Origin of the sequence: Streptomyces sp. MMG1121 (assembly GCF_001280015.1) — a bacterium.
Classification (GTDB): Bacteria; Actinomycetota; Actinomycetes; order Streptomycetales; family Streptomycetaceae; genus Streptomyces.
Genome location: NZ_LGDV01000238.1, coordinates 157,596 through 176,573 on the forward strand (window position 1 = coordinate 157,596; position 18,978 = coordinate 176,573).

Sequence of the window (18,978 nt, forward strand, 5' to 3'; positions counted from 1 at the left end):
ACGAGGCGACCGAGGCAGGCCGGACCTGACAGCGGCGGTGCCGGGCGTGGTGACCGGCGGGGAAACGGAGCCCACAGCGCCCGAACCTCCACACCGGGAGCTTTCGACTGCCCGTGGCGCCGCCCGGCGCCGCCTGCTATGGCCGCCTGGATTCACCGGAGGGCCTGGGCACCATCACCTGGGGGCGCCCCGTCCCCGCACCCAGGGCCTCAGCAGGTACTCGTCCCGATCTGCCGCAAGGTACGCAGGATCGCGCGAACCGCCGACGGGATCGGGTTCGAGGATGGTGATGTCGAGGCTGGTGACCAGGAGGTGACCAGGCGGCTGGTGCAGGGGAGGCCATCGTGTTGTCGTTCGGCGTACCGGGAGACGGCGACCCGGCTATGCCGCGAAGAGCGGATGAACGTCGCCGGCCAGTAAACGTGGACGTACTGATCGAGGACGTCGATCGAAGGCGACGGACGGCTCTGTGGTGGTGCCGTTCGGGTGCCCCCAACGCGACAGATGCGTCGCAGGCGCGGGGCCCGCTTGGATGTACCGAGGTAACGATCACTCCGCCGATCTAGGGTTTTTACGCTGGATGGCATTGAAGCGCGCCTTCTCCTGACGATTGCCACACGTGTTCATGTCACACCATTTGCGGGATTGATGACTTGGACAGCAGATGCAGGGAGAGCGTCCTGAATCGCGGCCGCTGTCGCGGCGGCGCGAATCGACTCCCTCAGTTCTCGAGCGAGGTCGAATTGGGCAGTGGTGCAGGAGTCCACGGCGAGGCCGCTCACTGCCAGCCAGTCAACGAGCCGGTGCGGCGTGGGAATGCTCTCCACAGCGTCGCCATGACGCTCCGACAGAGTGCCAGCGAACCGATCTTCAGGTGCGTATCAACGGAAATCACGATCTTCTCCGCTTCCTGCGCCACGCCGTTGAGCCCCGGACCTCACCGTCCACACCGGCGGCGCGGCGGGATCCGGCTTCGGTACTGAGTCAGCTCGCGTCGACGACGGTGGTGACGACGCCGGTCTTCAGGTCGTAGGCGTAGCCGCCGATCTTGAACTTCCCGATGCTGCCGGCCAGCGCGGGTGCCTCGCGCAGCAACTCGACATCGGTACGCACGGTGGCGGACGGGTCGAGCACCGCCATGGCGGCGGCGGTCTCCTCGTCATAGCCGCCGCGCTCGGCGTAGGTACGGCGCAGTTCGGCGTCGGCGAACAGTCCGGAGCCGCAGTCGGTGTGGTGGATGATCGCCACCTCGAACCAGTCGGCGTCGGGTGTCTTGTTCTCGTGCAGATGGCAGATCCATGCCAGGTCGCGAACGATGGAGGGGGTGACGCGGCCGCCGACGTTGCGGGCCACGATCGCCTCGCCGAGCTGCACACCCACGATCGCTGCGGGCTCGACTCGCGGGTCGATGCAGGTGATCAGGTACAGCTGCTTGAAGGGAATGAACGGAATCTCGGGGACCTGGGTCTTGGCGTCGGTGGTGGCGAAGCGCTTGTTCCGTTCGAGGTAGGGGGCGAAGTTCGATGAGGTCATGGTCGCGTTTCCCATCAGAGCGCAGTGGTGGACGGGGAGACCGAGCGGACAGCTCCAGTATCAGGCCGGTGACTTCCGCGGGCCGGGATACCGACCCGTCGGCAGATCCAGGGCGACGATGCGGCTGGGCGAGAGGCCGGTCCAGCGAGCTCCAGCGAGTCGGACTCGTTCGTGTGTTCGATATCTGGCAGGATGCAGGAATGGCAATGGAACGTGAAGTCTCTGCGGAATTCGGTGCCCGTGATCCTGGGTCTTGGCCAAGCGAGCCGGGGATCCCCGGCGACCTGCTGAGGGCGAAGACTCTGGCGTACGACCCGGCTGGGTTCACGTGCTCACAGCCTGTTCCCGAGATGGAGAGCGCCGAGTACGGGGCATGCGAGCTCACGTTGGACGGCCTGTCGGTCAGGTTCCGGGTGGCCAAGACCACCCCGACGAAGGTCGGCCAGTTCGTCACGGTGTGGAAGAGGTCCGCGACCGGGCCGATCCAGCCCTTCGATGCTGAAGATCCCGTCGATCTTTTCGTCATCAGCACCCGCGAGGGCGAACGATTCGGGCAGTTCGTGTTCCCACGAGACGTGCTCCGTGAACGGGACATCGTGGCAACGAACGGTTCCGGCGGGAAAAGAGCGTTCCGCGTCTATCCGCCATGGGTGGCGACCACCAACCGCCAAGCCCGCAGCACACAGACCTGGCAGGCGAAGCACTTCCTCCAGCTGCCCGAAGGTGAGCCCGTCGACATTCCCCGTGCCCACGCGCTCTATCACCCCCGCCGGCGCTGATGAACGTCGCTCGACCACAAACAGGTGCCTCGCGTGAGCGATCGCGTGGACCCATGCCCTCATCCTGCTCACTCGCCTTCGACGGCACGTACCTCGACGAGGCCGAGATCGGCATCCTCGCCACACCGGGCTGCTCCTCCCCCACCGCTCGGCTCCTCACTGCGGCCATCGGCCTTCTGCCCCCCCGTTGCGGCTCCGGGACCTGCTGGGGAAGGCAGAGACGATCATCGACCTGGCCGTGCCCGTCGACCCCGGCCGCGATCACATCCGAGGGCCGCACCACGCCCCCGTGACCGTCGTGGAGTACGGCGACTGCGAATGCCCCTACTGCGGACAGGCCGAACCCGTCGTGCGTGTGCGCCTACGACCTCACCAGACTGACCACCGCCGTCCGCGCCGCCCGCACCACCGGACGACACACGAACGCGGCGCGCCCGACGCGATCCCCACGCCCCGGGCGCGCGTACGCAACCAAGGAGGCGGGCCCGACCAGAGGTGGCCGGTCGGCAGAACACAGGGAACGCGCGGGACGCAGGGTCAGCCGACTGGGCGGCTGCCGCGTGTCCGTCGGCACTCGCGCGATGCTTGCAGTAATGCGCTGGCGCCCCACTAGCCGAGCTTTCGCAGCACCTCGGTGATGTTGGCCCGGTATGTCCGCAGCGCCTGCAGGCCGGCGGCGTATCGGTCGGGATGCCGTGTGATGTCCGCGGCCTGGTTCTGGGCCCGTACATCATGCCAGAGCTCGGCCGTATGGTGGCGGCGCTTGCAAGTGACGTCCGCGACCGCGGTGGCCCGTTCCCGTTGCGTATGCCGGGTGTTGCCGTCGCTGTCCCGCTGCCAGGCCTCGTCCGCGTACGCCGCGACGGGGTCGGGATAGCGGGTGAATCCCTGTTCTGCCACACAGCGGGACCACACGTCCCAGGCCGCGCGAAGGCGCGGGTCACGCTTGACCGCCTTGTCGACCTCGACCTCCCGTCTGCTTGCGTAGAGCCAGTCCCGCGTGAGGTCGATGCCGCGCATCAACCGCCGGCTCGCGTCGGCGTTGCAGTCGGGCCAGTCCGCATACTCGGCGTTGGTCATGCGGCGGCCCTTCGGCCCGGCGGCCGGGTGCTTTGCCGGGTCCCAGCCATAGCCCCAGCGGCGGGCGGTGTCCGGATCGAGGGCGCCGTAGTCGGTGCTGACTGCGGTGGCGACGATGGGGTCGCTGGGGTAGCGGGGGTCGAGCGGGAAGTCCGGGTGGCCGCGGTCCGCCATGCACTGCCGGATCAGCAACGCCGATGCCGAGTGGGATCGGCGGTAGTCCTGCGGCGTGTAATCGTACCGGTCGGCCGGCAAGGGGCCGAGGTCCGGCGCTGTGCGAACGACCTGTGGGCGTTCTGGGCCTGAGGCACAGACCGCCGCCAGCATTGCCACCGCCGCCGTGGCGCCCAGCCGCCACCCCCGCCTCACCATGGCCAGGAATGTTAGCGGGTGGCATGTACGCGGTCAGCCGTGGGCCCCGGCGACTCATCCACACATGCCGAGCATGCCAAGAGACAGAAGGGGCACCGCCGAACTGCCTCGGAGGGTGCCCCCGTGCGGACCGCGCCTGATGCCGACGGATGGCTGACTTGCCTACCCGACCCCGCCCCGACGGCGACGCGCGAGCCGCATACGGCATGCCGCTGCAGGAACTGGAGAAGGTCCAGGCCGTCGTCACCGACTCCGCCGACCAGGTGCTTGGCCGTCTGGAACGGTACGTCGCCGACGGCGCTCGGCACATCGTCACCCGCCGCGGCGCCTTGGACCTGCGCTCCCATCACGACCAGCTCGACCAGCTCGACCAGCTCGACCAGCTCGCAGACCTGATCGTCACCTGCCGGCGCGAAGGGTGAGCAACTCCGCTCAGACCCACTGCCGCCTACGGCCCTGGCGTCGCGCCGACCCGGCTGAGCGCCGCGCAGTGGCTGAAGCCGACCTTCGGTGTGGCGTGGTGCGCGTCCCCCAGCGCCGGCGTGCCCACCGGCGGGTCGTTGCCGATGTACGGGTCGTCCAGGGCGACGGCGGACCAGGCGCGCCCGTGCAGTTCGCGGGCGCCGCCGATGCCCGGCGTCGTGGGGACGCGGCGGTCGACCGTGACGCCTTCGGCGCGCAGCCGTTTGAACAGCGGGTGGTCGGATGTGCCCGCGTCCGGCGGCACCCGTCCGCTGGAGTGGATCAGCCGCAGTTCCCGGGGCCCGCCCGGGTGGTACCAACCGTTCAGCAGGTTCAGGTAGTTGGGCCAGCCGCCGGTCGCCGGGTGGAAGCCGTCGAGGTCCCAGATCTCCTGCCACGCGGCGGCGAACGCGTCCCGCGACGCCGCGTCGGGGCAGCCCCACTGGCCACGGTCGAAGCCGGTGAGCGGACCGCCGCCGAGTACCTGTTTGACCGGTGCGATGCCGGTGCTGAAACCGCTGACGACGATCCGGCCGGGGCTTGGCGGCAGGCCGAAGCCGTCGGCCCACACCCCCGCACCCGGCGCCCTCAATGATGCGCCGGCCAGCCAGTGCACGCGGTCGATGCCGCCGACCGTGGTCAGCCCGGCTGTGCTGGTACGGCACTCGCGGTGCAGGAAGTGCAGCACCTCCCGGCACAGCCGGAACAGGCCGTCCGCGCAGGCGAACGGGCCCCAGTCGCCCTTCCTGCACAGCGGCATGACGACGATGGCCTGCCGCCGCCGGGCGATGAGGTTGTAGGCGAAGGCGTAGTCGGCGGTCAGGTAGCGGGTGCCGATCATGACGAAGGCCTGGTCGGCACCGGGCACGCCCTTGCTCACGCCGAACGGGTAGGGCGGGGTCCAGCCCAGGGTGTGCGGGGAGAAGAAGACGATGAGGTCGAGTGTGTCGGGCGGGGCGGTCAGGTTGAGGTTGGGGGACCACACGGCGGCCGCGTACGTCGGGTCCTTCGGCGCTGCCGTGTCGCCGGGACAGGTGACGAAGAAGAACCGGCCGAGTGCGGCGATGTCGGCCGGCGGTGTGGCGGGTGTGCTGTTGAAGCGGCGCCAGCCGGTCGTGCCGTGGGCGGGCGGACGTTCGGGCAGCAGCACCGGCTGGGCCAGCTCGACCGGCAGCGGGGCGTTCCACTGCTGCCGGTACGCCAGCCGGGAAGGGTCGCTGGGCAGCTTCATCAGCAGGGCCCCGTGCGGGTCGCCGCCGGCGAGGGCCATGGCGGCCAACTGCTCCTCCGTGAGCAGCACGGTCGGGGCGCCGGCCCAGCGACCGAGCCGGACCGTCAGCCGCAGGGTGGCACCCGCCGTCTGGCGCCGCAGCAGTGCGTTGTTCCAGCGTCCCCGGGCCAGGCCGCCGTCACGGAACTCCGCGCGCTCGGTGACGTAGAACGGCTGGGAGACGGTGATCGTCCGCCCGGCTGCCGGGTCGAGGTCGAACGCGGCCGTCCCGTCGGTGCCGGTCAGGGCGCTCGCCGCGTCGAGGACGACCGTGGCGCCCGGCACGGGCAGACCGTTGACGTCCTCGACGGCCACCGCCACCGGGCTCACAGCTGCTGCCCGGTGCGCGGGTCGTAGGCGACCTCGACCGCGACGACCTGGTCCGTCGGCAGCACCTCCGTCCACTGGTCGAAGATCTTGTACGGGTCAGCGGGTCGGAACCCGCCGTCCAGTGGGTCGAAGCCGGTCTCGAAGACCTGCTCGGCGGCGCGCGTGCCGGCGTTGTCGGTGTTGGTCGCGGCCAGCCGGGTGGCCAGCACGTCCAGCACCTGTCGGAAGGTCATGCCCTGCCACTCCGGCGGGTCACCCGGCTGCAGCGGGTAGGTGACGTCGAGTTGGTCCTCGCCCTCCACGCCCGCGGTCTTCAGCCACGCCAGGGCGGCCCTTTCCTGCCCGGGTCGCACCGGCAGCACGGCTTTGGCCCACGACGCGTTGAGGAACTCGTTGCGGCGGGCGTCCCCGTCGATCTGGATCAGCCAGCCCAGCGAGCTGCCCCTCGGCGCGGGCTGGCTCTCCTCGGTGATCAGGTAGTCGCTGCGGTAGCTGGGGGCGGGCGCCTCCTGCCGGGCCGCCGCGTTCTGCGCGTCCGTACGTGTGTACCAGCCGGCCACCGTCTGCCCGGACAGGTCGGCGGCCTTTCCTCCGGACGCCCACGGCGGGTCGGGGACCGGGTAGCGGCCCAGCGTTCCGGCGTCGGCGGACGACAGTGGGACCTTGGCCTTCCAGAAGTCCGGGGCGACGAAGTACAGCATCTCGTCCACGTCGAAGATCTGCCGCAGTAGCTCGGAGCCCAGATGCGCGTCTGCGAAGTACTCCAACTGGCGGATGAGCGAACCGTAGACGGTCGAGCGCTCCTCCGCCCGCAGGTCGTCCGCCGGACGCGGCCGGGCCGCGCTGACCAGTTTCAGCCTGTCGCGCACCGCGTTGGCGTACGCCTCCCGCTGCACCTGGGCCACCTGCGCGTCGTACGCCGCCTGCGCGGCCGCGTTGGCCTTGTCGATCGCGGCCTTCGCGTCGGCCGTCGGCTCGTAGACGATCACCGCGTCGAACGGCATGAACTTGCTGCCGCCCCAGTTGGCGTAGGTGAGGCGGATGGTGAAGCTGTTCGTGGCCGGGTTCGGGTTGGGCAGGAGGTCGGGCGCGTCCAGGTTGTAGCGCACCTGCGCGCCGTGGAAGTCGAGTGCCCCGAACCGGCTGAGCTCGAAGCCTTGCGGCGGCGGAGGCAGCGGGTAGTCGAACCTGAACTGGACGATGTCGTTGGTGCCGACGTCCGGTTTGAAGATGCCGTGGTCGATGTTCTCCGGCTCGGTCTGATAGGTGTCCGACGCGTCGTGGTCGGCGCCCTGGTACAGCACGAAAGGCACGGACAGGTGGTAGGTGACCTGCTGCGCGGGCGGGTAGGAGGTGATGTCCGGCTTCTTGATCGAGGAGAGGTCGGGGGCGGGAACCACATGTACCAGTTCGCCGGTGCCCAGATCGTGTCCCGGGTCCTCCAGGTACACCTGCCAGCTCAGCCGCGAGCCGATGTGCTGGACCTGGACGCCGACCTTGCGCATCTTGCGCCGCAGTTCGTAGTTGACCAGCTTGTCGGTGGTGTTCTGGAGGACGTAGCGCCGGCTGGTGGTGTCGGTGTTCTCGGTGACGGTGCGGAACGTCGTCTTGTAGTTGCGCTTGATCTCGCTGGTGACCTTGGTGCTCTGCGTGCGGGTGTGCTTGTGCGTCTCCTCGGACGAGCGCTTGATCGTGGTGTCCAGGTTGAACGACGCGCTCGCGTTGGCGTGGTAGACGACCGTGCTGACGCCGCCGCTGGCGGTCACACCGAGCTTGGTGTCGTTGGAGTTGTCCTCTTTGACGGCGTCGGCGACGTCATCCTGCTCGGTCAGGCTCTCCTCGACCTTGCGGTCCGTCTGCTCCGACTGCTCGGCGGTGCGCTCCACCAGAGTGCGACGGGTGCTGACCTCGATGACCTCGACGGTGCCGCCTGGGCTGATCCACAGATGCCCGGCCGGCGGGCCGAGGAAGTTGTCGAACTCGAAGAAATACTCGCGGAACAGGTTGACCAGACCGATCGGGGACAGCACGCCCTGGACCGGGGCGGCCAGCTCGTCCGGGACGTCGACGAACGCCGGATCCACTGCGGCGCGCGCGGAGGCCTGCTGGCCGAACCAGCCGGCGAGCGGCTGGTAGACGCCGAACAACTCACTGGCGTACGGCAGTTGGCCCGCGAAGTCCGCTGCCGGACGGCCGTTGAAGACCGGCGGGACAGAGGCACGGACGGGGGCCGGCATGACGTTGAGCGTGGTCGGCAGGCCGCCGGGCGTGGTGGCGAACGGCAGGAGTGTCCATGCGCCGGCCGGGCGGCGGGCGGCAAGCTGGAGCTCGCTTCGGGACTCCCCCGGCGGGGCGACGAACGAGATGGTCTGGGCTCCGGGGGCGATGACGGTGCGCCCGACGTAGACACGACCGGAATCAGGGTGCTGCTGCACGAAGGTGCCGTTCAGCGCGGGGACGAGCGGGTAGCCGGACGGATCCTGGATGTCCGTGTCGTCCGGCAGGCCGAGGGCGACCTGCTGCCCGGACGTCAGGTCGTCCGGGCTGCTCGGATCGAGGCGGTAGGACCAGAGCTGGAACGCCGGGCCGCCGGCGGGCAGTTGAGTCCGGCCCGTGAACGTGACGACGACGGTCACCATACCCCCCATGGTGTGTAATGCCACTTCTTGTCATGGACACTAGGGCTTCTCATTACCAATCGTGACTGATCAGGCGAATTTTCACTGGATCTGATGAATCACCGGATACGAGATGGACACGCGGTGCGCTGTACGAGGGCAGGGCGGGCCGACCGCCCTCGGTTTCACCCTGGCCGCATCTGCGACGGCGGCCGGACTCGTCCGACGGCCAAAGGGCGCCACGGCTCCCGTGAGCGGTGGGACTCTCGCGGTGTGCGGCCGCGCCGCAAGGGACCGCTGCGGCACTCCCGGGCACATTCCGGCAGGCGCGCACCGCCGCTGAAGGTCACCGGGTCGGTCAGCGGCGTGCGGTCACGCGCAGCCGGGCCGGGTGAGGTCTGGGGACCAGGCCGGCGGTGGGCCGCGGCACCTGGTCGGTGACGGGAGTCAGGGTCCAGTGCGCGGCGATGGAGGCAACGGTGAGGGTGGCCTGGGTGAGGGCGAAATGGTCCCCGATGCACCGGTGGGGGCCCGCGCCGAAGGGGAGGTAGGTCCGGCGGTCCGGGGTGGTGTCCTGCCAGCGGTCGGGATCGAAGCGGTCGGGGTGGGGGTAGAGGCCGGGATGGTGGTGGATCAGGTATGGACTCCAGGCGATCGTCGTGCCCGGCGCGAAGTGGTGGCCGCCCAGTTCGGTGGCGTGCATGACCACCCGGTTCGCCATGGTGAGGGGCGGGTGGAGGCGGAGGGTCTCGGCGACGACGCGGGCGGCCGTCGTGAGCGCGGGGACGAGGGCCATCGTGGGCGCTCGCTCGCCCAGGAGCGTGTCCGCCTCGGTGCCGAGGCGGGTCGCGACGTCCGGGCTGGCGGCCGTGCTGACCAGTGCCCAGGCGAGGGTGTTCGCAGTGCTCTCGATGCCGGCGGCGAAGAAGGTGAGTGCCTGGTCGACCACCTCGTGCTCGTCGAGAACGCTGCCGGCGCCGGGGGTATCGGTGTCGACGGCGGTCAGGAGGCTGTCCAGGAGGTCGTTGCTGCGCTTCCCATCCGCACGGCGGGAGGCGGCAGTTGAGGCCAGGGCGTGTCGCAGCCGCTGGTGTGCCAGGCCGAAGCGCCTGTTGAACGGGATGGGCAGCGCGTTCAGCGGCCGGGGGCACAGCATCCTGCGCAACGCTCCGGTGCTGATGGTCTCCAGGTCGCCGACGAGAACAGCCCTCGTCTCAGAAGGCGGAGCAGTACTGCCCAACAGCGTCTCGACCGCCGTCTGTGTCGTCAGTTGCCTCATCTCGGAGTTGGCGTCGATGACCTGTCCGTCGTGCCAGGAGTGGGTGAGGCGCTGGGCAGCGGCGCTGAACACGGGCGCGTAGTCGGCGAGTCGCCGCGGATGGAAGGAGGGCTGGCACAGCCGACGCTGGCGATGGTGCGCCGAGGCCGGGCACGTGAGCAGGCCGTTGCCGAAGATCTCGCGCCCCAGATCGATCAGTGGTCCGCCCCTGTCGAATGTGTGGGCGTCGAGCAGCACCTGCCGGGTCAGATCCGGCTCGCACACCATGACCACGGGCAGCGTCCCCAGACGGAAGCGGACCAGGGGCCCGACCGCGGCAAGGGCCAGGACGAAGCGGAGCGGGTCCCGCGCAAGGGCGAGAGCATGCCCCACCAGTGGCAACGACCCGGGAGCCGAAGGGATCACCTCAGTGCTGGACACCGGCCACTCCCTGGTCATGCGTCCGGGACGGACGCGACCGTCTGCTGACGGCTGCCCGAACCCCTACTCCAGAGTAATGACGATTGCTCCAGAGTAATGTCGATGCGACGGGCCCGCACTCCGGCGCCGTCGAGGGGTCTGACCGAGATGCGCGTCAAAGGGGCAACGGGATGGTCTTGAAGCCCTGATCCGCTCGGATTCACGTGCGGCGGCGTGCAGCGGGGTCGCGTTCGGCGACGTGCCGGGCGACCGAGTAGACGCCGGGGCGGGCGCACCGCTCAAGGGAGCGGACGGAGGCTGGCGGGAGCGGGCCAGCAGCATCGGGGGCGAGGTCCCGTCCTCGGCGTCGTGCGTCAGGGCACTGTGCCGAAGCCGGTGCGGGGTCCAGCCGTCCAGGTCCTCGATGTCCTCGATGTCCTCGGGCGAGGCTAGCGGGTTGGTCAGGAGCCGCGTGTTCTCCTCGAAGATCTCCTCAGCCCGGCAGCCGAGGCCATGCCTCTGTGGTTCGTTCCGGCATGGTCGAGGCAAGGCCGCGCATGCTGCCGGCCAAGTCGTGGTCCACCTGTTTCTCCCGTCTCACGCCGAAGGCGCCCGGGGCGCTGAGGAAGACTTCGCCGCGACGCGAACCGGCAGCCGCGGGCGGCAGAGCCGAACCAGGCCGGATCAGCGCACGTCCTCACACATGCCCGGTGCTCCGTCGCCGGGATCGAGCAATCTGAGCGTCAATTCTCTGAGCGTCAATTCGAAGTCGGACATGTCCGGCCGAACACAGGAGGATTCCATGGCCAAGGGCTACTGGGCCAGTGTCTACCCCGCCATTTCCGACCCTGAGAGGCTGACTGCCTACAACAAGCTGGCCGGTACGGCCGTCCGAGCTGCGGGCGGGCGCCTCCTGTCCCGTGGCGGTCGAGTCGTCGCCCACGAGGCCGGAATCACGCAACGCGTCGTTCTGATCGAGTTCGACAGCTTTGAACAGGCGGTCGCGGCATACGAGAGCGAGGCATACCAGAAGGCGCTGGTGGCCCTCCCCGACGGCTTCGAGCGCGACTTCCGCATCGTCGAAGGCATCGACTGACCGACGGGCCTGGTACTTCGCCGTCAAAGAGGGCTTCAAGCATTTCTTTAAGGCGCGCGTATCGCTGAGACCTCAGTTTGGGCTCGACATGCTGCCACTCGTCGGTGTCGCATAGCCGAACGGGCTGTGGCACCAAGATTGCGCGAACTTTATTGCCGGAGTGGCGAGCTGGGACGTTGGCAGTCCCGGCGCGCCGGCCGCGATGGCGCTCGTGGACGATCGCTTTCGAACTCCATCGCGAGTTGTGTTCCCGGCTGGCCCTTTGCACTCCGTGCGGAGCGTGGGGTTTCCGCGCGCTTGTTTCGCGTGCCCATGCGCCGCTGAGGAGAACCAGGGCCGGGCGGCACGCTGGGCAGCATGGCGACACCCGCCATCGAGTCCACGGCGCTGGGCAGGCGGACTGCGGCCGAGCGCGAAGCGGCGATGCGCCGGTTCGCGGTGCTCCGGCCGCACATCGAGGACGGCCTGCCGCTCACGAGGGCCGCCGCTGAGGCGGCCATCGCCTGCCGCACCCTCCAGCGGTGGGCCGCCGCCTACCGGGACCGGGGTCTTGCTGGCCCGGTGCGTGCCCGGCGCTCGGATGCCGGGCGCCGGCGGATGCCAGAGGAGCTCCGGCATCCGGTCGAGGGGCTGGCTCTGCGTCGCCCGGCTCCGCACGTGACATGGGTGCACCGGCGGACCGTCGAGGTCGCCAAGGACCGCAGCTGGCCGGTGCCTACGTGCTGCGGCCCAGCGACGTCCTCGTCGTCCCCAAGGTCATCCGCGTGGCCAGCAGTCTTCGCCACAGGCTGAACAGCGATTCAGAAGTGAGAGCACGCGCGACGGCCTCCACGCAGCAGCACAACGCGGACATCACCCGGGACGGCGGCCCGCACTCGACGACAAACAGGCAGCACTCGCACACCGGCTCTATGCCACCCGCCACGCCATCACCGAGATCGCCCAGCTCCTCGACGCCAGCCAAGCAACCGTCCGGCACTGCCTCCGCACCCCCGAGACGCCAGATACCGCTGAAGGTTCGGCGCCGTGAAGCCCTGAAGGTCACAATCACGGTAGAGGCTCCGTCGCAGTAAATCCGGCTTTTACTGCGGCAGTTGTGCATACGTCTCCACAATCGAGCATCTGCTCGAATGTGGCTCTTCTGTGCGGACTAGAAGGGAGGGAACTGTCAGTGCCCGACGCGAACCAGGCCTGGCGCCAGCATGTTTGCCTGGGTCATACCGCCAGGTCCTCCGTCACGGGCAGGCACTCGGCGAGCAAGTCGACGACGTCGCGCCAGGCTCGCTGTGCGTGCCGTGGGTGGTAGCCGACGCCGGGACGCACGGTGTGGTCGACCGGCGGGTGGTGGAAGGCGTGCAAGGCGCCGCCGTAGACCACGAGGCGCCAGTCGACGCCCGCGGCCTGCATCTCAGTGGTGAACGCGTTCCGTTGCGCGGGTGGCATGATCGGGTCTTCCGACCCGACCCCGGCCCACACCGGGCAGCGAATGCGCGCCGCCTCGCCCGGTCGGCCCGTGGTCAATGCGTTGACTGTCCCGATCGCGCGCAGGTTGACGCCGTCGCGCCCGAGTTCCAGTCCGACGGCGCCCCCGGTGCCGTAGCCGACGGCGGCGATCCGGTCGGGGTCGGTCCGCGGTTCGGCGCGCAACACGTCGAGCGCCGCATGGCCGATGCCCCGCATCCGGTCGGGATCAGCGAGCAGCGGCATGCAACGGGCCAGCATCTCCTCGGGTTCACCCAAATAGCGCCCGCCGTGAAGGTCGAAGGCCAGCGCTACATATCCCAGCTCGGCGAGAGCATCGGCTCGGCGGCGCTCGACGTCGCTGAGCCCCATCCCCTCAGGCCCGACCAGGACCGCGGGCCGGCGGTCGACACCGGCCGGGAGCGCGAGGTGCCCGACCATCGTCAAACCGTCGGCCGGATAATCGACCGTACGCGTCGAAATCGTTGTCATGAGACTGGACTGTAGTGATCATCGAGCCCGGTCCGGCCGGTGTTCTGCCGCTGGCAGAACACCCCGGGTGTCCCTCCGAAATACGGCGATGGCTCACAAGAACCGTCACAAACCCCGTTCCCACGGTAGCGCTATCGGATCACTCGGCCAGGCCACGGTGTTGGAGGCTGACCCTCGCGGCAGGATTCTGGAGTATCCCGGCCCGCTCCTGTGAAGGGCGTCACCAGCTGGTTCACCTCACGGTGCAGGCGGCCTGGCCGAGACCAGAGGCGGTCAGGTCTTGGTCGCGCAGCGGGGTGAAGTCGACGTCGAGTTTCGGGTCGTACGCGTCGGGCTGGATGCCGAGTTCGTGTGTGGAGTACCCGCCGAACCGGTTGATGTGCTCGGTCAGATAGGGCGAGATGTGCGCCAGGTCTTCCGGGTCGATCTCCCATCCCTCCTCCAGCAGCTGCCGCACGACCTCCGCGGTGTCCAGGGCGTTGTGGAAGACCACCGCGTTCGTGAGCAGCGCGTTGAACTTCATCGCCTTCTCTTGCTCGATGGGGTCGTTGTCGGCGATGACGCCGCGGTTGCCGAAGCCGATCCACTGGGAGAACCGGGTTGAACGACTCCACCTTGTTGGTTGCCGCCGTCACCCGCCGGCGCAGCGGCGCGCCCGAGAGGTAGCGCAGCAGCTGGACGGTGCGGATCACGCGGCCGACCTCGCGGAAGGCGGCGTAGGTGGCGTTCTTCCGCGACCCGGAGCACAGTCGCTTGAGCAGCGTGGAGGAGGAGATGGTGCCCTCGCGTACGGAGACGGCCACGCGCATCAGGTGGCGGAACTGGGCCTCGATCAGGTCGAGGTCGATTGTGTGCTTGCCCGGCTCGCCGAACAGGGCGTCGATGTGCACGTACTCCGTCTGCTGGGAAGGCCGGTAGAAGGTCAGTTCCTTCCAGTTCCTGATCCTGGGCATCAGGTCGAAGCCCAGCAGGTGGGCGAGCGCAAAGACAGCGAAACTCTGGCCCTGTGTGTCCGCGTGGACCGTATGTCACGCCGGCCTGCTTGCGGACCAGGCCCCGGTGATGGTGGCGGTCCGCTCCGCCCGGTACACCAGCAGCGTGCCCTCAGGCAGCTCCACTGCCCGCCGGACGAAGTCCACCACCATCTCCGGGACGTCCTCCAGCGCCGGAAAACACCCCATACGCCGGTACGACTTCAGCATCAGCAGCAGCGCCAACAGATGCTCATCGCAGTCCGTCGCATCAGCCGCCCACTGAAGCTCATCGCGGCTCGGCGAGAAGAAGAGATGCAGCTCGTGCGCGGTGATCAGCCGCTTGAACCGCGGATACGCGGTCCTCTCGATCGATGTCACCCCCCAGGCCCCAGATGACGTCAACATCACCACCAACGACGCTGGGCCGAATGGGTGACGGGCCGGGACGCTCAGGACTTCAAGATCGACTCATTGCCCCTTTGACGCGTATCTCGGTCAGACCCCGTCGGGCCCGTAGCCTGCACCTCACGGCCAGCAGGCCACGACCGGCACACACAGGACTGCTGGGGCGGGCGGGGCGGCACGCAGCGCCTGCCGACGGCCCGGGGAGACACGACGCGCATGACTCTGCGTACGGTCCGGGTCCGTCTGCACCGCACTTCCCGACCTCACCCGCAACCGCACGCGGACGGCCCGGAGCTGTACCCGCACGCGACGTGGACCGGACTGACCGTGTGTCGGTCCTCTCGCAGGTCCACCGGCGGCGGGCCCTCGCCGAGCTGACCGACGGTCAGCGGCTCCGTGGAACTTGGTGACACGTGTGACAGATGCGACAGGGCTGACACTTTGTCGGCCTGCGTCACTCCCCGCCACTGCGCAGTACGGCGAAGGCCTCGTGCAGGAGCCCCGCGAAGTCCTCGACCGAGGGAGGCGGATCGGCCGGCGCGTCATCGCGGGTCGTGAACGCGATGAGCGCGCCACGCACGGCGGCGACCGAAGCGCGGGCGAGGACGGAGGCGCGCAGGGCTCGCGTCCGGGTCGGCTCGTTGGGCGACTGGCGCGCGAGGCGGTCGCCGATGACATCGGCGATGCCGTCCTCGAAGCCGGCGAGCACACTGCCGCGCCGCGCGCCGGTGGACATGGCGCGCGGCGGCACGCCGACGAAGAGGATGCCGAGGCCCCCGTCGAGGCGCCCGGCGGCGGCGAGCAACCCGCCCAGCACGGCGGGATACGGGGGCTCGTCCGCGGGGCGGCGGGCGATCTCCTCCTTGAGCAGCGGTACGAAGTCGAGGATCTCGGCGAAGACCAGGTCCTCCTTCGACGGGAAGTAGCGGAAGAAGGTGCGTTCGGTCACACCGGCCGCGGCGGCGATGTCCTTGACCGTCGTCTCCTGATAGCCGCGCTCCGCGAACATCCGGGCGGCCGAACGGAGCAGGCCCCGGCGGGTGGCCGCCTTTTTCCGGTCCCGTCTGCCCATCTCCTGCACGTCGTCTGAGTCCTGCATGTTCTGTACGGCCCGCTCCTCCACCACCCGTTCATCCTGACACGTCGTTCGCCCCGGCTCCGCATGCCGCACCCATGGAAAGTGTCAGCCATGACAGTTTGTGTATCGTGTCAGTCATGACATTTTCCGGCCGGATCCTCTCCAGGCTGCGCCCGCGACGGCGTACGGCACTCGTCCTGGCCACCGTCCTCGCCCTGACCGCCCTGGTCGGTACGACGGAAACGTTGGTCCGGCATCTGATCGCCGAACGGATCGCGACCGTGGCCGGCAAGCGCCTCGGCACCACCCCTGGCGTCGGGCTGGGCGCCACGCCCGCGCTGTGGCAGCTGGCACGGGGCACCTTCCCGGACGTCGAGCTGACGGCGGACGGGGTGTCCGCACGGCACATGACCGGCCTCGCCGTCGACGCCCACCTGCGTCAGGTGCGCCGAAGCGGGAGGGGAGGCGTGGTCGGTTCGTCCAGCGTGATCGTCACCGTCGACTCCGTGTCCCTGGCTGACGCCGGCGGGAGCCGTCTGAACAACGTGGTGGTCCCCGATCCCTCGGACGGACGGCTGGTCGTGCACATCGGCCGTGCCGGTGCCCTGGCCATCCCCGTCACTCCTGTCCTGGCCGACCGGACGATCCACGTCACACCCGGCAGACCCACGTTCGCCGGCAGCCCCCTCCCCGATGACCTGGCGAAGAAGATCACGGCCAGGGTCTCCCGCACCGTCTCCCTGACCGGCCTCCCGCTGGATCTGCGGCCGCGTCGGCTCACGGTCACCGACACCGGCCTTCGGCTCACCCTGAGCGGCGGCCACGCCGCGTTCCGCACCTGACCCCGCGCTGCCCGGCCCCGTACGCGGGTTCCCGCGTGCCGCCCAACCCCGCAAGTCACCCTCAAGGAGCACGTTTTCGATGGCTTCCCTCCTCTACCGGCTCGGCCGCGGTGCCTTTCGGCACCGCCGGGCGGTGCTGGCCGCCTGGCTGCTGATACTGACCGCGGTCGTCACCTGCGTGATCACATTCGGCGGCACGACCAACGACGAGTTCACCGTCCCGGGCTCACCGGCCCAGACCGCCATGGACACCCTCAAGAAGGAGCTGCCCTCGGCGGCCGGGACCAGCGCCCAGATCGTCTTCGTCGCCCCCAAGGGCCACACGATCACCGAACCGCAGTACGCCGAGGCGGTCAGTGTCACCATGGCGAAGGCCGACAACGCTCCGCAGGTCGTCGGCGTGACCGACCCGGTGCAGAGCAAGGTCATGTCGCCGGACCGCACCGCCGCACTCGGCCAGGTCCGGTACCAGGTCAGCCGCGCCGACCTGCACGACGACAGCCTCACCTCGCTGGAGAAGACGACCCGGCCCGCACAGGACGCCGGGCTCACGGTCGAGGTCGGCGGATCTGCGTACGGCAGCAGCAAGAGCACCGGCCACACCAAGGAACTCATGGGCATGGCCGTCGCCCTCGTCATCCTCACGATCACATTCGGCTCGCTGTTCGCGGCCGGCATGCCGCTGCTGACGGCGATCACGGGCGTTGCCGTCACCCTGCTGGGCCTGTCCGCGCTCACCGGCGTGCTGACCATCTCCAGCACCGCCCCGTCCCTGGCCTCGATGCTGGGCCTCGCGGTCGGCATCGACTACGCCCTGTTCATCCTCTCCCGCCACCGCTCCCAGCTCGCCACCGGTATGGACACCGAGGAGTCCGCCGCCCGGGCCACCGCCACGGCGGGCAGCGCGGTCGTCTTCGCCGGCCTGACCGTGATCATCGCGCTGTGCGGGCTGGCCGTGGTCCGCATCCCGTTCCTCACCGTCATGGGCGTCGGCGGTGCAGCAGCCGTACTGATCGCCGTCGGCGTCTCCACCACGCTGCTACCCGCGCTGATGGGCTTCGCCGGTGAACGGCTGCGTCCGAAACCGGGCTCGCGCGCCACCCGCCGCGAGCAGGCCGCCCACGGCGGCGGACACGGCGGGCGCGGGACGATGGGCGAACGCTGGGGCAGGATCGCCATCCGCCGCCCTCTGCTCACGCTGCTCGCCGTCCTCATCGGCCTGCTCGCGGTCGCAGTCCCGGCCCGCAGCCTCCAACTGGCCCTGCCCGACAACGGTTCCGCCCCTACGGGCAGCAGCCAGCGGCAGGCGTACGACACCGTCTCCGACAAGTTCGGGCCCGGCTTCAACGGCCCGCTGCTCGTCCACGCCGACACCTCCCGTGCCGCGAACCCGCAAGCGGCCACCGCCACGCTCGTCAAGGATCTGAAGGCCGCCGACGGCGTCGCTGCCGTCGGCAAGCCGCAGGTCATCGAGCACGGGAACGCGTCCGTCATCCAGGTGGTGCCGAAGACCGGGCCCTCGGACCAGAAGACGAAGGACCTCGTACAGCACATCCGCGACGAGGCACCCACCTGGCAGAAGCAGACCCGGGCCCAAGTCTCGGTGACCGGTACGACCGCCGTGAACATCGACGTCTCCGACCGGCTGGCGAGCTCTCTGATCCCCTTCGCGCTCGTCGTCGTCGGCCTGTCGCTGCTGCTGTTGCTGCTGGTCTTCCGCTCGGTGATCGTCCCGTTGAAGGCCAGCCTGGGCTTCCTGCTGTCGGTGGCCGCCACCTTCGGCGTCGTCGTGGCCGTCTTCCAGTGGGGCTGGTTCGCGAGCGCGCTCGGCGTGGCCGGGACCGGGCCGGTCGTCAGCATCCTGCCCATCCTGGTGATGGCCGTGCTGTTCGGACTCGCCATGGACTACGAGGTGTTCATGGTCAGCCGCATGCGCGAGGCACACGTCCATGGCGCCGCACCGCGAGAGGCCGTCCTGGCCGGCTCGCGCCACGCCTCCCGCGTGGTCACCGCCGCCGCCCTCATCATGTTCGCGGTGTTCGCGAGCTTCGTCCCCGGCGGCAGCACCATGCTCAAGCCGATCGCCTTCGCCCTCGCCGTCGGAGTCTTCATCGACGCCTTCCTGGTCCGTATGACGCTCGTCCCCGCGGTCCTCGCACTAGTGGGCCGGGCGGGCTGGTGGCTGCCGAAGTGGCTGGACCGTCTGCTGCCCGACCTCGACATCGAGGGCGAACGGCTGGCGGCAGATCGGCAGAAGGACGGCACGGACGGGGACGTTCGTCCTGGTCCGCCTGTCCCGGTCGGCAGGGCCTTCCCGGAGGACCCGCACTGACAGAACGGCCGGCACTGAGCCGACCGGAGGCCGTGACCGTCACCCGGTCACGGACTCCGCTGTTTTCGGCACATGCTTGACGAGTTGGGACGGATGCCAACCTCAACCTCACCGGCTCGTCGCCGACCCGGCACGGGGCATCGCTGGTTCCCCTGACTGTGCCGTGACGCCCAACG

General features: G+C 69.4%; 14 protein-coding genes and 3 pseudogenes. 6 read left to right on the forward strand and 11 right to left on the reverse strand.

Annotated elements, in window-relative coordinates:
- Window positions 1-549: 549 nt before the first annotated feature.
- Together ADK64_RS44235 and ADK64_RS37105 are read right to left on the reverse strand one after the other, a co-directional pair.
- Window positions 550-851 (reverse strand): annotated as a pseudogene (locus ADK64_RS44235) (ABATE domain-containing protein).
- A gap of 133 nt (window positions 852-984) precedes the next feature.
- Window positions 985-1,533: a carbonic anhydrase gene (locus tag ADK64_RS37105; RefSeq protein ID WP_053666475.1), complete on the reverse strand. Its 549-nt coding sequence runs from the start codon at window positions 1,531-1,533 to the stop codon at window positions 985-987.
- A 350-nt stretch (window positions 1,534-1,883) separates the two neighbouring features.
- Between ADK64_RS37105 and ADK64_RS37110 the strand changes: the two genes are divergently transcribed.
- Window positions 1,884-2,312, forward strand: coding sequence for a MepB family protein (locus ADK64_RS37110; protein ID WP_324614486.1), 429 nt, complete (start codon window positions 1,884-1,886; stop codon window positions 2,310-2,312).
- Window positions 2,313-2,502: 190 nt separating this feature from the next.
- Window positions 2,503-2,667 (forward strand): annotated as a pseudogene (locus tag ADK64_RS49345) (DsbA family protein); the annotation flags it as partial.
- Window positions 2,668-2,921: 254 nt separating this feature from the next.
- Here ADK64_RS49345 and ADK64_RS37115 read toward each other — a convergent pair.
- Window positions 2,922-3,566, reverse strand: a complete 645-nt coding sequence (locus tag ADK64_RS37115) for a hypothetical protein (RefSeq protein ID WP_053666549.1) — start codon at window positions 3,564-3,566, stop codon at window positions 2,922-2,924.
- A gap of 356 nt (window positions 3,567-3,922) precedes the next feature.
- On the opposite strand from ADK64_RS37115, the gene ADK64_RS37120 reads away from it, so the two are divergent.
- Window positions 3,923-4,186, forward strand: a complete 264-nt coding sequence (locus ADK64_RS37120; protein ID WP_234384872.1) for a hypothetical protein — start codon at window positions 3,923-3,925, stop codon at window positions 4,184-4,186.
- A gap of 26 nt (window positions 4,187-4,212) precedes the next feature.
- On the opposite strand, the gene ADK64_RS37125 is transcribed toward ADK64_RS37120, so the two are convergent.
- From ADK64_RS37125 to ADK64_RS37135, 3 genes are all read right to left on the reverse strand, one after another.
- The gene (locus ADK64_RS37125; protein WP_053666478.1) at window positions 4,213-5,826 is read right to left on the reverse strand and encodes a carboxypeptidase-like regulatory domain-containing protein; all 1,614 of its coding nucleotides are present in this window, start codon (window positions 5,824-5,826) and stop codon (window positions 4,213-4,215) included.
- Complete coding sequence (locus tag ADK64_RS37130) at window positions 5,823-8,465, reverse strand: hypothetical protein (RefSeq protein WP_199829810.1); 2,643 nt, start codon at window positions 8,463-8,465, stop codon at window positions 5,823-5,825. Before ADK64_RS37130 ends, ADK64_RS37125 begins: the two co-directional genes overlap by 4 nt.
- Window positions 8,466-8,802: 337 nt before the next feature.
- On the reverse strand, window positions 8,803-10,143 hold the full coding sequence (locus ADK64_RS37135) for a cytochrome P450 (RefSeq protein ID WP_159046433.1): 1,341 nt from the start codon (window positions 10,141-10,143) through the stop codon (window positions 8,803-8,805).
- 781 nt (window positions 10,144-10,924) lie between these two features.
- Here ADK64_RS37135 and ADK64_RS37140 point away from each other — a divergent pair.
- The gene (locus tag ADK64_RS37140; RefSeq protein ID WP_053666480.1) at window positions 10,925-11,218 is read left to right on the forward strand and encodes a DUF1330 domain-containing protein; all 294 of its coding nucleotides are present in this window, start codon (window positions 10,925-10,927) and stop codon (window positions 11,216-11,218) included.
- Window positions 11,219-12,433: 1,215 nt separating this feature from the next.
- Here the strand turns inward: ADK64_RS37140 and ADK64_RS37150 are convergent.
- From ADK64_RS37150 to ADK64_RS37170, 5 genes and pseudogenes are all read right to left on the reverse strand, one after another.
- On the reverse strand, window positions 12,434-13,171 hold the full coding sequence (locus ADK64_RS37150) for a dienelactone hydrolase family protein (protein ID WP_053666482.1): 738 nt from the start codon (window positions 13,169-13,171) through the stop codon (window positions 12,434-12,436).
- Window positions 13,172-13,403: 232 nt separating this feature from the next.
- Window positions 13,404-13,754, reverse strand: a complete 351-nt coding sequence (locus tag ADK64_RS37155; RefSeq protein WP_199829817.1) for a Tn3 family transposase — start codon at window positions 13,752-13,754, stop codon at window positions 13,404-13,406.
- Between the two features lie 25 nt (window positions 13,755-13,779).
- Window positions 13,780-14,184, reverse strand: a pseudogene (locus tag ADK64_RS49350) (Tn3 family transposase); the annotation flags it as partial.
- 15 nt (window positions 14,185-14,199) lie between these two features.
- A complete protein-coding gene (locus ADK64_RS37165; RefSeq protein WP_234384873.1) occupies window positions 14,200-14,523 on the reverse strand; it encodes a DUF4158 domain-containing protein in 324 nt (107 codons plus the stop codon).
- A 481-nt stretch (window positions 14,524-15,004) separates the two neighbouring features.
- Window positions 15,005-15,676, reverse strand: coding sequence for a TetR family transcriptional regulator (locus ADK64_RS37170; protein WP_053666485.1), 672 nt, complete (start codon window positions 15,674-15,676; stop codon window positions 15,005-15,007).
- Between the two features lie 89 nt (window positions 15,677-15,765).
- Here ADK64_RS37170 and ADK64_RS37175 point away from each other — a divergent pair, with 89 nt between their 5' ends.
- A complete protein-coding gene (locus ADK64_RS37175; protein WP_053666486.1) occupies window positions 15,766-16,470 on the forward strand; it encodes a DUF2993 domain-containing protein in 705 nt (234 codons plus the stop codon).
- Between the two features lie 79 nt (window positions 16,471-16,549).
- The gene (locus ADK64_RS37180) at window positions 16,550-18,802 is read left to right on the forward strand and encodes an MMPL family transporter (RefSeq protein WP_053666487.1); all 2,253 of its coding nucleotides are present in this window, start codon (window positions 16,550-16,552) and stop codon (window positions 18,800-18,802) included.
- Window positions 18,803-18,978: the final 176 nt, after the last annotated feature.

Bases quoted from the DNA above. Each gene is read 5' to 3' on its own strand.
- ADK64_RS37105 (WP_053666475.1), bottom strand. From the start codon at position 1,533: ATGACCTCATCGAACTTCGCCCCCTACCTCGAACGGAACAAGCGCTTC.
- ADK64_RS37110 (WP_324614486.1), top strand. From the start codon at position 1,884: ATGGAGAGCGCCGAGTACGGGGCATGCGAGCTCACGTTGGACGGCCTG.
- ADK64_RS37115 (WP_053666549.1), bottom strand. From the start codon at position 3,566: ATGGCGGACCGCGGCCACCCGGACTTCCCGCTCGACCCCCGCTACCCC.
- ADK64_RS37130 (WP_199829810.1), bottom strand. From the start codon at position 8,465: ATGGTGACCGTCGTCGTCACGTTCACGGGCCGGACTCAACTGCCCGCC.
- ADK64_RS37140 (WP_053666480.1), top strand. From the start codon at position 10,925: ATGGCCAAGGGCTACTGGGCCAGTGTCTACCCCGCCATTTCCGACCCT.
- ADK64_RS37150 (WP_053666482.1), bottom strand. From the start codon at position 13,171: ATGACAACGATTTCGACGCGTACGGTCGATTATCCGGCCGACGGTTTG.
- ADK64_RS37175 (WP_053666486.1), top strand. From the start codon at position 15,766: ATGACATTTTCCGGCCGGATCCTCTCCAGGCTGCGCCCGCGACGGCGT.
- ADK64_RS37180 (WP_053666487.1), top strand. From the start codon at position 16,550: ATGGCTTCCCTCCTCTACCGGCTCGGCCGCGGTGCCTTTCGGCACCGC.